Genomic DNA, 15,997 nt, shown 5'->3' with positions numbered 1-15,997 from the left:
GTCTACGTTGGCTTTTGGGCGTAGGTCCAACCTCGTGTCCACCTCTTGGGGGTCGGCCCTGTTCCGGGATTAAGGAAAGGTATGGCAAGAATATTCAGCTCTGTAGATAGATTTTTTGAAAATCTGGGGTTCAAGCGAACTCAAACCAGGTCCGCACTGTGGACATTGCAATTGGACAATGGAATTAGCTTGGAGGTTTTCGCCGAAGTACTGCCGAAAGGCGATCAGACATACGTCCAGCTCGGCTATTTTGCTCGCTTGCCAGCGTTCAAGAAACTCGCCCATGCTTTGCAAGAGTACAGCCTTCGTGGACTTCCAGAAATGAGAGGTGGTGCCCTTATCGCAATGTCACCTCGATCGTCTTCCCACATCCCCTGGGCGGTCACTAATTTTGAAAACGCACACCTTGATGGAACTGGTCACACTTGGGAGAAGGTGACCGGGCTTATCGACGAATCCATCCTTTCTGTCATATCAACAATTTCTAAGCAGGATTATCGCGCCGACCTCGACAGCGGAGAACTCTGGACTTGGGCTGATGGTCCCTACGCAAAAGTCCTGGCCGCACTGCATGTCGGTGACCTAAAGCACGCCATGTCCCTCGTTAATTCATTAACCCCCGACGATATATTGAAGCGTGAAGTTGTGGTCCCAGAGGGAAAATGGACAAAAGAAGAAGAAATTGCAAACGCTCAAGCACAAGTTCAAGCTTGGATCAAACAAAACGGATGAGGTTGTAAACATTGAGTCTGACCATTGAGTTCAGCTTGAGTGGTACTGACTGGTTCCCTAAGGGATCTACGTTCACGCCCTTGGACCACAGCCCCCTCGTAGTCGGCATAATCGAGGACGTCCAAGGTTATATATCCGATGGATTAATCAGTTTTGCGTTCGGGGATGATCCAGGGATTGCCCCGCGCCAGAAAGCATCCAAGAGGCAAGACCCTGATGCTGCGTACCAACTATTGGCTTCAGTCGGTTCGCCAACCCCCAATTTGCTTCCGACGATTCACCGATACCTCACTCAGCCTGGCGACACCCATTCAAGGCTCGGTCCTTTCAGTGACGCTACAGAAATTATCGAGTTACTCTTAAAGGAATCCGGCTTACCTCCAGTTAACTTTTGGGATTATTGATTTTATTGATATTCAACCTTTGATTTGGTGTCATTCCTTTTTCAATTCGTGTTCAAGGGGCAGTTTTGAAGCGGGACATAGAATATGGGGGCAGCTCCCGATGAATTTTGAATTGCCCACTGACTTCTTCGTGTCGAACGAGGCGCAGTTTCAGCGCCGCCAAAGGATCTCCTTTCCTTGTGATTACGTTCGGTTCCTTGAAACAACCGGTGGCGGATATGTCAACGATGCTTACTCGTGGATCTACAGTGATCCGTCCACTCCAGATCCTGATACAGCGATAGAGGTGTCGGCCTTCTTTGGATCGACAGCCACACTTGACTTAAAAGAACACGCTCTCGGTGTTACAGAAGCGTGGAACATAGCAGATTGGGGGATCTTTATCGCCGAAGGAAGCAATCGTCCTGAGGACAGATACCTTCTTAACCTAGCCAATGCTTCCCTACCACTAGGCGGTATTGTCTACGACGATGAAGGCACAATAACTCTCGTTGCGGTCAGTTCCAGCCAATTCCTCCGCGTACTAATCGAGCACTCAAAACTAGCGCTAATTGCCCAGCGTGAGGCACCTTCGCCTTCTGAAAAGTTTGATTGTCTTAAGCAGGTCACAACCCCTCGCTCCTGGATCGCTGCTGTCACTACTGATGCCGAAAGTCGACGTACTCGGCAGGCGACGACCACATCGTAAGTAGTTTCAGGTACGTCACTCGAACTTCTGATGGTTTTGCACAGCATTAAAATGACCACTAGCTATCAGCCAAAGTACATTCGTGCTCGATCTTGTCTGTGAAGCCTCATCCACTCACGGACGTGGGACAAATAGCAAATAGACAGGAATTAAGATGACAAACCCTAACGAAACTAACTCGTCGTGGACTGGAATCGTTGGCCTTTTACAGGTCGTACAATCTTCAAGCCCTCGGTTAGGAGTAATTTACTCGCAGGAAAAATTTCCCTCGGAGACGGATTACCTAGATGCTCTACGATTTGCCAGGTTACAGTTGGTGTGGACTCTCGCGTGTTTCGCGTTCAACCTCCAACGCGCCGAGGACGGAGAGCTCCCTAACACAGCTCGTATGAAATACACAGACGAACAAGGCGAGGTCCGATTCCTGGATGAACTGATTCACCCTATTTCTGGATGGATCACCATGGCTAATGGGTTTTGTGCCATTTTTCCTCAACAGAATTACCGGAATCCATTGAGACGGGAGGGTCACATCAAAAACCTGCTCTGCCGGAAATTGCCGAAGGGCCCTTTGGGACTTATTGGGAAGCAGTCGGTAATTTCTATGCAGGCATCTATGATTTAGTTTCACCTTATCTGAATGATCTTCTAGCGCTACTTTATCAGGGTGCGCAGATGCGAGATACAGGATTGATAGCCCGCATAGTCACGGCGTTATCGCTAGCTGGGGTTGTACTTGCAGGTGCTGACACCTTCAAACAATATGGTATCTCCTTTGATGTCGCCCTTCCTGAGGGAGACACTACTAGCACAGAGCCGGTATTCATCAAATTGGCGGACATTGTCGGCCACCCACTCAATGCGAATGAAACGCCACGCTATCTTTCACTCTGGGAGACTAACCAGCTTGATGTACCCCGTTTATGATCCAATCCCACAGGAGCCACCACTAATGTGGATAGGTTGGAGAACAAGTTTAACAGCATGAGTCCCACCCGCGAGTTTTATCAGAAAGCAACTCAGTTTGGATCCAACTGGGTGAACTAATTCGTCCCCGGCATCAAATGAGATAACTATGGCACCATTGAAGATTCTTTTTAACAGCCCGCAAGGTTTCCGCGCGAAGGCCGGGCAGCTATACCTACTGCACACAACCTGCGGCTTGCTCCCGGTAGGGGTAACCTCTACGAACGCGTTCTGGGGTGAGGCCGTGATGATTCACCCGTATCGGGCACTCCTCCACGACAAGGCGGACACGTCCTATTATCCGCTGGTCAACACGAACACGCTGTTGATCCCACCAACGATGATCGCCAAACGTGATTTTCGCAAACAGGGCTGCTTCTCCTGCGTCACTGATAAACAGGCCCCGATTCCGGTGCCCTTCGAGAATTACTACAACTACCGGGGATCGTTTGCATGGAATCCTGAAGAACTCGCATTCGTACCACTGGCCGACGTCCTTCCCCGAGACCGCCTGGGCAGTTTCCTTCCACTTAACGAACGTGTCATCGAGTACACCGTGCATAATTCCAACCCACCAACCGGTGGCGAGGCCATATCTGTCGAACCTAATACCTACTTCATGGTGGACATGGTTCCCCACGATGTCCACCTCGAGTTCGCCCTTGAGGACGCTCTCGCCTACTACGAACTAATCGATACACCCCGCCCTGCGCACCCCGACTTCCCACCTGAAGACGAACCCACCGCAGAGCAAACACCCACGACTGATGCACTCCACATCGCCGAGCTTGACGGCACCACCACTGTCTTTGCTGCCATCGACCAACTAAGCGCCACTACCTTATCCACCGTCGTCGATGCTGGTTATCAACCCAACGGGTACTTCTTCGAAGGGCTAGCCCGCTACCTAGTCAGCCGTGAGATGATCGACGACTCTAACATCGACTTCGACAGCGAACACGGCCTGCTCTCCATCATCGGCGACAAGCTGGCCCTCACCCAGATCCACTCTGCTCTGAGCACGCTGCTTGACAACCCGGATGCACTACGTGCCACCATCACCGAAGCCGACGCCCACAACTTCGACGATTAGGACACAGAGGAAATTACGGTGGTCGAAGTCGATCGCTTCAAAATTTTGCAGCGCGATGACATATACCGGCTGGTACACTCCTTAAGACAAAAGTGGGAGCAAAACAATGAGTTCTTTGATGAATTTAGTCAAGTTGTAATCAACGCCGCTAATGCATCTTGGACGCGGATCGGCCACAAAATGATGTGGTACTGCCAACCAGGCGACGTTGTTTTTCTTCTAATCCTGGAAAGAAAAAACAACGAACACTACTTCGAACTCACTCTTCGCTACGCACTGCGGAAAAGGGCTGGCGACGATCTAGTCTCCACCCAATGTGGGGCGATTGCTCCTTTCCGAAGGCTCGTCAACAAGCACGATTTGGAGCTGGTAGCTCACTACCCAGGCAACGAAAAGAAACCTTCGGACTACCAATCGACGAAGACTTTTGGGCCCGCATCCGAGACAAAGTACAACACTGCGATACAACCGAAGCCCACGGGTAACACCGGCCACAACACTTATAGCAATCGAACCCGCCCTCACAGCAACCACGGTAGCAACCCGCAAAGATAGCAAGAGGAAGCGATAACATAATGAAGAATCTGCACGACAAATTCGGGCCAGTGATCGAGCGACTGTTCGCCCAATACTCCCCTGCGGATATAAGAAAAACTATGCGACGAGTCCTGGCTCCATACCTTAAACAATACGCAGACCTCATTCCTGGAGGGATAAGGCAAGCTGTCGACGACGGCGAACTATCCGGGCTCTCTGTGAAATGCGAAACGTTCCGTGATCAGCTCGACCACATAGCCGCAGAACGCGAAGAATCTGGAGCTACAGCCCTGGAACTGCGGCGTTTCGAACACACCGGAATTATCTTAGAAGCAATTTCATATTTAGACTCACAGCGTTTCAGCAAGGAAAGTCTTTTCAATTTCCTCTATTGCATGGGTGTTTTCGATAGTGATGATCGTCTAATCGAACAATTTGAAAACCCTGTTCGCACCAGGGGTTAATGCAGTACTTGAAAATCGGTAACACCAACGCATTGGAGTGCCGACGGAATGTGTTTGAATGGCGCACCCCTATGCAACGCAAAGCGACTTGTCAGCAACTACAGCTGCTGAGGGTGGGAATCAGCAGCGCGGTAGCGACTGCGTCTAACGCAAACCAGCTTCGTCGGCAAGCGACCTACTCGGCGCTGATAACCAGGCTCTCGCCGCCATCTTCCACATCCACGTGGACTGTGTCCCCATCGACAATCTCACCGCCAAGCAGCTTCTTCGCAAGCGTATCGCCGATGGCCTGCTGGATCAGGCGGCGTAATGGGCGGGCACCATAGGCAGGGTCGTAGCCGTGGTCTGCAAGCCAAGCCTTCGCCGCATCAGAAACCTCCAACTGCAGGCGGCGGCCAGCAAGACGCTCAGCTAACGCGCGCAGCTGAATATCGACAATGCCCACCAGCAGCTCCTCAGACAGTGGATCGAAGACCACCACATCATCGAGACGGTTAATGAACTCCGGCTTGAACGCCGCCTTCACTGCATCCATAATCTGCTCACGGGTACCACCCGCGCCCAGGTTAGAGGTGAGAATGATCACCGTGTTGCGGAAGTCCACCGTGCGGCCCTGCCCATCAGTCAGGCGACCTTCATCGAGGACCTGCAGCAGCACATCGAACACGTCTTGGTGGGCTTTCTCCACCTCGTCGAAAAGCACCAGCGTATACGGGCGGCGGCGCACAGCTTCGGTGAGCTGACCACCAGCGTCGTGGCCAACGTACCCCGGAGGCGCGCCCACCAGGCGCGACACGGAATGCTTCTCCCCGTACTCGGACATATCGATACGCACCATCGCCTGCTCATCATCGAACAGGAACTCCGCCAGCGCCTTCGCCAGCTCCGTCTTACCCACACCCGTCGGACCCAGGAAGAGGAAAGAACCAGTAGGGCGGTTCGGATCCGCGATACCCGCACGCGAACGGCGCACAGCGTCCGACACCGCAGTCACAGCTTCGTGCTGGCCGACGACGCGCTGGCCCAGAACTTGCTCCATGTTTAGCAACTTCTCCGTCTCACCCTGCATCATCTTGCCCGCAGGAATGCCGGTCCACGCGCTGACAACGTCGGCGATCACATCAGGGGTGACCTCCTCAGTGAGCATGGTGTTGCCAGAAGTGCTTGCAGCAGCCTCAGCTTCTGCGACTTCTTCCTCCAACTCAGGAATGCGGCCGTAGCGCAGCTCAGAGACCTTAGCGTAGTCGCCCTCACGCTCCGCGATCTCAGACTCATTGCGCAGCCTCTCCAGCTCCTCCTTGGCAGCCTGCACCTTATCAATCGAGCTTTTTTCGTTCGCCCAGCGAGCTTTGAGCTCCCCAAGTTTCTCGCGCTCGTCGGCAAGCTCCTGCTGCAAAGCCTCCAAGCGCTCCTTCGACGCCGCATCCGATTCTTTCTGCAGCGCGATCTCCTCAATCTCGAGGCGGCGCACCACACGCTCCAGCTCATCAATCTCCTGCGGCGAAGAATCAATCTCCATGCGCAGACGCGAACCGGCCTCATCGACAAGATCAATCGCCTTGTCCGGCAAGAAACGGTTTGTAATATAGCGGTTCGATAGCTCAGCGGCAGCCACCAGGGCAGAATCCTGGATGCGCACACCATGGTGCACTTCGTAGCGCTCCTTCAGACCACGCAGAATACCAACAGTGTCCTCCACCGTCGGCTCACCCACATACACCTGCTGGAAACGACGCTCCAACGCGGCGTCCTTCTCGATGTACTTGCGGTACTCATCAAGGGTGGTCGCACCAACCAGACGCAACTCACCACGCGCCAGCATCGGCTTAATCATGTTGCCGGCATCCATCGAGCCCTCACCCGTAGCACCAGCGCCGACGATGGTGTGCAGCTCATCAATGAAGGTGATGATCTGCCCGTCAGAGCTTTTGATCTCATCAAGCACCGCCTTGAGGCGCTCCTCGAATTCGCCACGGTACTTCGCACCCGCAACCATCGAGCCAAGGTCCAGACTGAGTAGCGTCTTGCCTTTCAAGGATTCCGGCACGTCACCAGCAACAATGCGGCGAGCCAGGCCCTCCACGATCGCGGTCTTACCCACGCCGGGCTCACCGATGAGCACCGGGTTATTTTTCGTACGTCGGCTAAGTACCTGCACCACGCGACGAATCTCCTGGTCACGGCCGATTACCGGATCAATCTTGCCCTCACGCGCACGTGCGGTCAGATCGGTGGAGTACTTTTCTAAAGCCTGGAACTGGTCCTCCGGCGCCTCCGACGTCACCTTCTTATTGCCACGCACTGACGGAAAGGCTTGCTTGATCGCATCGTAAGTGGCGCCACGCTTTTTCAACAGCTCCGCCGCGTCATCATTACCGCGCGCAATTGCTGCCAGCAGCACCTCAGTGGAGACGTATTCGTCGCCAAGCTCCCCTGCTAACTCCTGCGCCGTATTCAGCGCATTCAAGCCGTCCCGGTTGAAGTTCGGGTTGGCCAAATTCTGGCCCTCAGCCTTGGGGTAACTATCGACGAGCTCCGCCGCCTCCTGCGCAACCACGTCCGGGTCCACCCCGGTAGCGCGCAGAACTGGGCTGGCGATGCCGTCTTCTTGCGTAAGGATGGCAGCCAGCAAGTGCGCCGGACGGATATCCGGGTTGCCGTTAGCGCTTGCTTTCTGCAGCGCCTGCTGGAGCGCCTCCTGAGTCTTGGTTGTTGGGTTGAACGAGCTCATTGGTGAGTGTTCCTTTCTTCTCAAGTTTTGTTTGTCACTTAGTGTAACGCGCTGGAGTTGAGTCTATTCCACTCAAGTTCGAATTTTTTGAAGAAAGTTTAGCGTAGTGCACTCAAGTACGTCTCAGGAGGCTGTGCCCACGACGGATGCAAAGAGGCACAACGAGTGCTCGGGAAAAACCGGCCACTGCTCACCGGTTTTTTCCGAGCGCCCCAAAAGGAACAATGCCCACCCCCGGTTAGATCTGGGGACCTGCTAAATCACCCTTTACTTAGGGGCTTCTTCCGCTACCGTCTTGGTATATCCAGCTAGCTCGGGCCGATGCAGGAAAAACGTCGCAATGGCCGCGAGGGTGAGCAGCACAGCACAGATCAAAAACGCAGCAGCACCACCCTGTCCACGAGATTCGGGAGTATCGCCACCAGCAACGCTGACCAGGTCAAAGGTAGTGATCATCACTGCTGTACCAGCAGCGCCCGCCAACTGCATGAGTGTGTTTAAAATGGCGGAGCCGTGGGAGTAAATGTCGTCGGGAAGCGAACTCATGGCGGTAGTCATTAGTGGGGTCAGCGTCATAGCCAGACCAAACGAGAACACCGCAAACATCACCATGACCAGCCATACCGGTGTGGTGTGATCCACAGTAGCCATCCAGTACAGCGACAGCGCGCCGATGATGGTGCCGGGGATTACCAGTGGACGCGGGCCAACGCGGTCATAAAGTGCACCGGCGAAAGGTGAAAACACAGTCTCGACGATGCCACCCGGTAAATTCACCAACCCTGCTACCAACGCGGTGGTAAGCAGCGCACCCTGCAGGTACAGCGGCAACGTATTCGACGCGCCCAGCATCACGCCTTGGAAAAGCATGATCACCACCACCGCGATGACGAAGTTGCGGATCTTCAGCGGCGCCAAGTTCAGCAGCGCCTTGCCCTTCTTTCCCATCGAAATCTGGCGCCACACGAACAGCACGAACCCAACCATGCCCACTGCAGTAAGCGCCAGCGCGACGGTAGCGGCACTACCACCGCCCATAATCACGCCTATCGACGACAAACCGTACACAATGCCACCGAAAGCAAAAACGGACAGGATCGCCGACACCACATCCAGCGGGGCCTTCTTCACCGCGCCTACATTGCGCAACTTCCAAATTCCAAACAGGCCCGGGATGGAAACGAGCACCACCATGATCCAGAAAATCATGTGCCACGATGCCATGCTCATCACGGTTCCTGCGAAAGTGGGACCGAGGGCCGGCCCAACCGCCATCACAATCGAGATCAGGCCCATAATGGTGCCGCGGCGCGCCGGCGGCACAATCGTCATCACCACCGTCATCTGCAACGGTGTCACTACTGCCGTACCCACAGCTTGCAGCACCCGCCCAAGAAGCATCACTTCAAAACTGGGCGAGATCGCAGCCACCGCAGAACCGATCAGGAAGAATACAACAGCAAAGAAGTACACCTGCCTCGTCGTAAAGCGGTCTAGAATCCAACCGGTCAACGGCATCATGATCGCCATGGTCAGCATCACGCCGGTCAGCAGCCACTGCGCGGTGCCTGCCGAAATTGCGAACTCAGACATGATGTTCGGCAGGGCGACAGCCAGGGCGGTCTCGTTGAGCATCATCACGAAAGTGGTGCCAACAAGCACGGCGATAATCAGGACGGTATCGAGGGTAAGGCGGTCCGCGGGCTTCGAGCTTGACGACGACATGGTGTTCCTCCGACATGAAAACAAAGGACCGCTGCGTTGCCTCGCGGTGGTGTGCGCGGGCGGCAGCGGTAAAAAGGCGGGCACGGTGGGAAGCCCGATTTCCCTATCGATTGTCGGTGATTAAACGGGATTCGTCAATCTAGCGCAGCTAACCCGCGGTGGACGATGGGCTCGTGCGCTTCTTTTTACCCCCGCCCGCCGGCACCCATTTCAATGCAAAGGCGGCAACCATCACGATGGCCGCGAAGATTGTACTGACCCAGCCCAACCCGGCGGTAAATCCGTTAAGCACCGCGATCGGCGCGAGGATAGTCATGCCGATCTCGAATGGTGCAAAACCAACATAAGCCACGCCGTACTCGTTCAAAGTGCCGGAGCGCATCTTCGGGTCCACCATCTTCAGCAGCGCGATACCGGTTGCCACCGCGGCGGTAGCCCAGCCCCAGCCAAAGAGGCCACGCTCGAGCCAGGCCTCACCGAAGAATAATGGTGCCATGACCAGCAGGTAGAACAGGCAGAAGATGGTACCTAGCACGAAGAGTAGGACCAGCTGCACCCAGTAGTCCGCAATTGCTGCCGGAACAATTGAGGCGATGCCGAAAGCGATCATATAATCCGTGGACGCGCCCGAAATGGTGGAGACGGTCTGCTTATCCAAATAATCGTCCTTGCCCACGAAGGCGAGAGCGGCGCGGCCCAGCAAGCCGATCACAAACGACATCGCAAACAGTGGGATGGACACGTCAGGCCACAGGCCATTGAGAAACTTGTTGACATAGTACGCCACAAATACGGTGAACACGATGAAACCGGCGTGCAGTGCCAATGGTTCAATCGACGAGGGGTTGGTTGTCGCGCTACCGATCGACGGGCGGTCTTCCACCTTCTCGATGTAGCCGGAGCGTAGCTCTTTGGGCAGGTCTCCCTTGAGCTGGGAGGCGCGCCCAGTGCGGATGCCCCAGTTCGCCACGATGACACCACCGATGATGGCCACCAGCGTGCCGATGGTCGCCGAGGTGAAGCCTAACGACGAGGCCGCCTCCGCACCCGCCCCCTCAAGCGCAGACCCCACGGCCGCCGCGGTACCGAATCCGCCGACGAACCCGACCGGCAGCATCATGCCAAACCAGTTCTCAGTGTCCATCACCGGCGCAAACAGGTAAATGCCTAGCAGGATGAAGATGCCCCACTGGAATATGAACATGGTGGTGGAAAAACCCCACATGTTGCGTGCACCTTTACCTACCGAGCCACCGAGGTCCATCGAGTAAGCCATAGAAGCGAACACGATGGCAATCAGCAAGGTGGTGTAGGTGCCGATGTGGTCGGAGAAGTGGATCCAGCCGAGGACTTCGTCGGCAAGCACTAGTCCGATCAAGCCGGCGGTAATCGGGGCAGGAAGCAGCAGTTGCTGCAGGAGTTTGACGCGGCGCCGCAAAACATTGCCGATAATCAGAAGCAGCGAAATCCAGCCGAAGTCGATCAGGAGATCGTAGGGGGTGTACTCCATGGAGCCCTCCATCTGATACTTGTGAATATATGGGATTAGTCCAAAACTACCGTACCGTGCAGGGTTCTCAATAGTTTTAGCGCTGAGTTCATGACAACAGATTCATGACAACAAAGCGGTGGGCTGGAATACGCACCTGGAATACGCCGGGCCCACCACCCGTTACACTTGTTGACAAAGCTACAAATTGAAAAGTTATAGTTATAGAGGAGCGCACCCGCCGTGAAAGCATTTGGATTTTTAAGCTTCGGGCATCACGCCATCGCAGGCCAGCAGGGCCCCAACGCACGCCAGGTTCTGCAAGACCAGCTGGAAATAGCGAAGGCCGCGGACGACATCGGCGTGAACAATGCCAGCTTCCGCGTCCACCACTTCGCTCCGCAGGGGGCGGCGCCGATGCCGATGCTCGGCGCGGTGGTCGGGGCCACCAAGCACATTGAGGTGGGCACCGGCGTGATCGATATGCGCTATGAAAATCCCCTCTACCTCGCCGAAGAGGCCGCGGCCTTGGACTTACTTGCCAACGGCCGCACGGCTCTGGGGGTGTCCCGCGGGTCACCGGAGCCGGCAGATCAGGGCTGGGAGTCTTTCGGTTATTCAGGCCAAGCACCCAACGGTGCGGACATGGCGCGCGAGAAGTTCGAAACCTTCCTGCATGCGATCGATGGTTACGGCATGGCTAAGGCAGCGCCTGCCGCCCAGCAGTACCCCCGCTTGTACCAGGATGGCGCGCCACTGCCGATCTTCCCACACTCCCCTGGCCTGCACAGCCGCATCTTCTGGGGCTCTGGATCCAACGATTCCGCCGTACAGGCCGCACAGGATGGGGTGAACTTGATGAGCTCCACCTTGGTCTCTGAGGCGGACGGCCGCAGCTTGGGCGAGGTGCAGCGCAGCCAGATCGACACCTACCGCCAGGCGTGGAAGGAGGCCGGGCACGAACGCACCAACCCGCGCGTTTCAGTGTCGCGTTCCATCTTCCCCATTATCGACGAAGAGACCCGTCACTACTTCCAGCTGCAGGCCACCGAGGAGGATCAGATCGGTTCACTCGGCGAGGGCCGCAACGTCACGTTCGGCCGCACGTATGCCGACGAGCCCGACAAGCTGATTGAGCAGCTCAAGGCCGATCCGGCGATCGCCGCGGCCGACACGTTGCTGATCACCATTCCCAACACGATGGGCGTGGATGTGAACGTGAAGATCCTGCAAGGCTTCGCTGAGCATGTCGCGCCGGCACTGGGCTGGATCCCAAACACGCAGGGTGTGGTCGAAGGCTACGACATCGCGGACTTCATCTAGCCCCGCGCTGTATTACCGCTGTATTACTATGGACGTACTTATCTGTAGTTAGCCGTACTGACTGCAGGTACGTACACCTGATTTCACACCAGATTTCACACACCAGTGTGGGGGAGCCCGAGACCATAGTGGACACACTTGCTGACGTTGGCCAACTCATTCGCGACCGTGGAAGCACACTCCGTAGCCATGTGCACGAGCGCCTGTTCGAGGCAATTCCAGAGGCTCGCAACATCTTTAGCGAGGATTTAGCCGGCGCGCACGTCGATCTCCCGCGCGCGTTGGCCTGGGTTTTAGAGCGTTCGCTTATCGACGAGCCACTGGACCCCGCGCTGGTGAAGCGGTTGAGGGAACTGGCTAAGGATCATCGCCGACATGGATTCCCGCCTGACACCTACGACCTGTTCGGCCTCCTGTTGGGCGATGCCATTGCTGAAGTAGTAGGAGATGATCTTCCTTCTGAACGTGTGAATGCTGCGATAGCCTTGGTGGGGCGAGTGTGCTCAGAAATGCGTGAAGCTGCCACTAACGCCGACGAGCAAGGGATTGCTTATGCAAACGCGGCTCAGGTGACCAGCGTGGAAAAGCCCGCTTATGGTGTGCATGTGGTGCAGCTGGAGGCGGGCATGCCGGTGGAGTACGTGGCGGGCCAGCAGGTTCCAGTGAGGCCGACGCAGTGCCGCGGCGAGTGGTTGAACTTGTCGCCTGCGGTTCCGCCGAACCATTTCGGCCAGGTGGAGTTCCACGTTCCCCCTGAGGTGCCGGTAGAAAAGGGTGAGTACTGGACCATCGGCGCAGCGCGCGGTAATGTCACCCTTGACCCGGAGCGCGACGCGCTGCTGGTGGGTATTGGGACTGGTCTTGCCGCGGTGAAAGCCCTCGTCTTCGACCTGCTAAGCCAGGAAACTACCCAGGACACACGGCCGCAAGTCCATGTGATAATTGCGGCACAGTTTCCCGCGGCATTATACGAAGTGTCAACGTTTACTGCTCTGGCCGCATCGCAGGAGTGGCTCACCGTGACACCAGTTGTGGACCATCCTGACAACCCGGTGGCAGTGTCGGGGGATGCCTCCGGCGATGCCGATGTCACACCAGTGGCGTTTCCGGTGGAGAAAGTTGTCTCAGGCGTGGGAATGTTTTGGGGCCGACAGATCGTGGTGTCTGGCCCGGACGATATCGTCGCCACGGTGTACCGCGCACTGCGTGAGGCTGGGGCGTTAGCCTCTGATATTCAAACCATCACGCCCACCGGCGCTGACCAATGGCCTGTGCCCGGCTCCCCGGACTAGAACTTTTTAGAGGATCGGCAACGCTTGACGCGCCTTGGCAACCAGTTCGGTGTCGATCTCCACGACGGCGTTATCTTCCCCATACCCCAGTTCGGCCACGCGCTGTCCAAACGGGTTGACCACTGTGGAATGCCCCAGCCCGGTCGGCCCGCTCGCTTGTCCTGCTTTCGCATCTCCCCCAGGCCGCGCCTGGCCTGCTGCGGCGATGAAAGCGGTGGAGTCGAGCGCGCGTGCCGACGTCACAATGCGCCACTGCTCCAGTTTTCCATCCCCATCAGCCCAGCTGGTGGGCACCACGATCACCTCTGCCCCGGCGCGTGCGAGCTCCTGGAACAGGTCAGGGAACCGAATGTCGAAGCAGATGGCCACCCCCACGTTCACACCTTTATGGTCGAAAATCACCAAGTCCTCCCCGGGTTTGACTGTGTCAGATTCGGAGTAGTCGAACGCGTCATATGTGTTGATTTTGTCGTAGCCAAAGTGGTGGCCGCCACCGGTGATCAGTGCGGTGTTATACACCCGGTTTTTATCGTCAACCACGTCGGCTGGGCGGAACATGCCGGCCACGATAACCACGCCCAATTCGTCGGCAAGCGATGCCATCGCCTGGGAAAACTCCCCATCGAGCTGCTCGGCCTGCGTGTCTAGGCGGCCCTGGCCGAAGGCTTGGGAGGTTGCTTCGGGGCACACGATCAGTTCGGCGCCGTCGGCGGCCACCCGCCGGATCGATTCCTCGGCGTGGCGGAAGTTGGACATTTTGTCGCCGGCAGTGGTGATCTGTACGAGTCCGATTTTCATGGCACCACTGTATGTGGATAACTCAAAGTTATCCACAGATTTGTAGTTGAGGTCAGCGAGCCGAGCGATTATGGGTCATAGTAAAAGGCATGAAACCTTTAGAGATCAATCCAACAACTGTCAGTGCCGTTTCCGGCCTTGTCCCCGAACCGGCCCGGATAACCCCTGTTAATCCACTCTCAGATTCGCCAGCTGCGGCAGCGTTCGATGAGTTCAGTACCGCCTTAGCCGACCGCATCTATGAGTGCGCCACCCGCATCGCCGACCACGCCGGCGAGGTGGCAGCGTTCGCTGAGATCGCAGCGCAGGCCGACGAGGCCAACGCCGCAGACCTGAAGCACATTCGATCGGAGGTGCGTTAAATGGCTTTCCTTCCTCCGCAACGGTATGGCGCTGCCGCCGACACGCTCTGCGACCTGCAAGAACAGGCCCGAGACCACGTGGAGACGGTGCGCGACGTGCTTGAAGTGCTCGCTTCCACCGAGTTTTCCGGCGAAGCGGCGGACGCTGGCCGCGCACGCTTTGAGGGCTTATCGACGACCGCCTCACGGATTGCTGCCGACGCGGCACCAGGCGTGGGGGTGCTGCGAGCCGCTGAGCTGATGGAGCAGGTATCGCGGCGCTTAATTGATGCCATTTCCCCTTTTACGCGTGCGGCGTACCCCACCTGTGTTGCTGCCGCAGGCACGATCCACGCCATCGAGCTGGACCGCCTAGCACTGAGTTACGCGGTGGCTGCGGCCCTGCGGGGAACAAACGCATCGGTGCAGGAGCCAGAACTCGACCGCCTCTACAACAACCCCGATCTCTCCTTCGACCAGCTGCACGCCCGCCACATGGCTACGGTTCCAGCGGACATAGCAGAGGTCGTCGACAAGTTCGATGGTGTCATCTTAGAGGCGGGAGAGGGTGGGATCGCGGTGCTCGTCGGCGATGCGCAGCGCGCCCCAGAGTCGGTGATGACGCTGGTGGCGGGCAAGGGATCGTCGGCAAGCAGCGGCCTGGAGAACTACCTGGAGCGCGGGGCGACGATGGCGCAGCGCACAGGCACGCCCACTGTTGTGTGGCTGGGGTACACAGCACCCGACACCTTTGTGGAAGCGGCGGGGCAGCGTCACTCGCAGGCCGCGGGCGATGACCTGGCGGATTTCCAGGCTGCGCTGCACCAGCGTTTCCCTAACGCCACGCACACGGTGGTGGCTCATAGTTATGGCACGGTGGTGGTGGGCGAGGCCGCGGCAACGCACGGTTTGTATGCGGACAATGTGGTGCTGCTGGGCTCGCCGGGAGTGCCGGTGGCCCACGTTGACCAGATGAAGCTGCACAGTGATAACCCACATGTGCTGGTAGCTGACACGATCAATGACCCAATCGACTACACGCGAGGCTCCTCGGCTGCGTGGCATGGGGCCAACCCGCGCAATCCGTTCTTCGGCGCCGAGGTGATCACTTTGGACTCATGGGGCATGCACAGTGGGCACTGGAACAATGAGGGGCTGTGGGAACGGGTCCGCGAGCTTAACCGCCGGTGAGTTGGCCGTGTGTGCCGCCTCGTGCGGCCCCGGCATGTGCACTTGATTCAGGGGCTTTACAGGCGTTCCGGGTTGAATCGCCGGACCAGCTGACCTAGCCAACGAGATTGCTTCAACTCGTCAACAACTCGTAAACAACTCTGCAACCTGATGTTATAAATGGATCGTTATAGACTCTTTACCCGAGGGAGAGTGCGAGACAGGTACACTCATTAGTGACCAT

At 56.8% G+C, this 15,997-nt stretch carries 14 protein-coding genes; 10 read left to right on the top strand and 4 right to left on the bottom strand.

Annotated features, from left to right (window positions below):
* Window positions 1-81 precede the first annotated feature (81 nt).
* The 6 genes from CKV99_RS00170 (at window position 82) to CKV99_RS00135 (ending at window position 4,884) form a co-directional block, all read left to right on the top strand.
* Window positions 82-732: a hypothetical protein gene (locus CKV99_RS00170; RefSeq protein WP_092257950.1), complete on the top strand. Its 651-nt coding sequence runs from the start codon at window positions 82-84 to the stop codon at window positions 730-732.
* Window positions 733-1,236: 504 nt separating this feature from the next.
* A complete protein-coding gene (locus CKV99_RS00160) occupies window positions 1,237-1,824 on the top strand; it encodes an SMI1/KNR4 family protein (protein ID WP_092257956.1) in 588 nt (195 codons plus the stop codon).
* Window positions 1,825-2,301: 477 nt separating this feature from the next.
* Window positions 2,302-2,751: a hypothetical protein gene (locus CKV99_RS14110; RefSeq protein ID WP_143063420.1), complete on the top strand. Its 450-nt coding sequence runs from the start codon at window positions 2,302-2,304 to the stop codon at window positions 2,749-2,751.
* Window positions 2,752-2,899: 148 nt separating this feature from the next.
* Complete coding sequence (locus CKV99_RS00145; RefSeq protein ID WP_092257965.1) at window positions 2,900-3,883, top strand: hypothetical protein; 984 nt, start codon at window positions 2,900-2,902, stop codon at window positions 3,881-3,883.
* An 18-nt stretch (window positions 3,884-3,901) separates the two neighbouring features.
* Window positions 3,902-4,438 (top strand): hypothetical protein, encoded by a 537-nt coding sequence (locus CKV99_RS00140; RefSeq protein WP_092257968.1) that lies wholly within the window; start codon window positions 3,902-3,904, stop codon window positions 4,436-4,438.
* A 20-nt stretch (window positions 4,439-4,458) separates the two neighbouring features.
* Complete coding sequence (locus CKV99_RS00135) at window positions 4,459-4,884, top strand: hypothetical protein (protein ID WP_092257971.1); 426 nt, start codon at window positions 4,459-4,461, stop codon at window positions 4,882-4,884.
* Between the two features lie 175 nt (window positions 4,885-5,059).
* Here CKV99_RS00135 and clpB read toward each other — a convergent pair whose 3' ends face one another.
* The 3 genes from clpB to CKV99_RS00120 all read right to left on the bottom strand — a co-directional run bounded on the left by clpB (window position 5,060) and on the right by CKV99_RS00120 (window position 10,850).
* Window positions 5,060-7,615 carry an ATP-dependent chaperone ClpB gene (gene clpB, locus CKV99_RS00130; RefSeq protein WP_092257974.1) on the bottom strand — a complete coding sequence of 852 codons (2,556 nt, stop codon included), beginning with the start codon at window positions 7,613-7,615 and terminating at the stop codon, window positions 5,060-5,062.
* A gap of 267 nt (window positions 7,616-7,882) precedes the next feature.
* Entirely contained in the window at window positions 7,883-9,340 is a 1,458-nt protein-coding gene (locus tag CKV99_RS00125) for an MDR family MFS transporter (RefSeq protein WP_092257977.1), read from the bottom strand.
* 148 nt (window positions 9,341-9,488) lie between these two features.
* Window positions 9,489-10,850 carry a sodium/glutamate symporter gene (locus CKV99_RS00120; RefSeq protein ID WP_092257979.1) on the bottom strand — a complete coding sequence of 454 codons (1,362 nt, stop codon included), beginning with the start codon at window positions 10,848-10,850 and terminating at the stop codon, window positions 9,489-9,491.
* Window positions 10,851-11,072: 222 nt separating this feature from the next.
* Here CKV99_RS00120 and CKV99_RS00115 point away from each other — a divergent pair, with 222 nt between their 5' ends.
* On the top strand, window positions 11,073-12,152 hold the full coding sequence (locus CKV99_RS00115; protein WP_092257982.1) for an LLM class flavin-dependent oxidoreductase: 1,080 nt from the start codon (window positions 11,073-11,075) through the stop codon (window positions 12,150-12,152).
* A 128-nt stretch (window positions 12,153-12,280) separates the two neighbouring features.
* Window positions 12,281-13,444, top strand: a complete 1,164-nt coding sequence (locus CKV99_RS00110) for a globin domain-containing protein (RefSeq protein WP_095114632.1) — start codon at window positions 12,281-12,283, stop codon at window positions 13,442-13,444.
* Between the two features lie 6 nt (window positions 13,445-13,450).
* Here the strand turns inward: CKV99_RS00110 and CKV99_RS00105 are convergent, their stop codons facing one another.
* Window positions 13,451-14,242, bottom strand: coding sequence for a carbon-nitrogen hydrolase family protein (locus CKV99_RS00105; RefSeq protein ID WP_092257988.1), 792 nt, complete (start codon window positions 14,240-14,242; stop codon window positions 13,451-13,453).
* Between the two features lie 89 nt (window positions 14,243-14,331).
* Here CKV99_RS00105 and CKV99_RS00100 point away from each other — a divergent pair, with 89 nt between their 5' ends.
* Window positions 14,332-14,604 (top strand): hypothetical protein, encoded by a 273-nt coding sequence (locus CKV99_RS00100; RefSeq protein ID WP_092257991.1) that lies wholly within the window; start codon window positions 14,332-14,334, stop codon window positions 14,602-14,604.
* Entirely contained in the window at window positions 14,605-15,774 is a 1,170-nt protein-coding gene (locus CKV99_RS00095; protein ID WP_092257994.1) for an alpha/beta hydrolase, read from the top strand.
* The last annotated feature ends 223 nt before the right edge of the window (window positions 15,775-15,997 follow it).

This window comes from Corynebacterium cystitidis, assembly GCF_900187295.1.
In the GTDB taxonomy this organism is placed as follows: Bacteria; Actinomycetota; Actinomycetes; order Mycobacteriales; family Mycobacteriaceae; genus Corynebacterium; species Corynebacterium cystitidis.
Note: the sequence above shows the minus strand (reverse complement) of the source record. Positions and strands in the feature narration are given on the sequence as shown.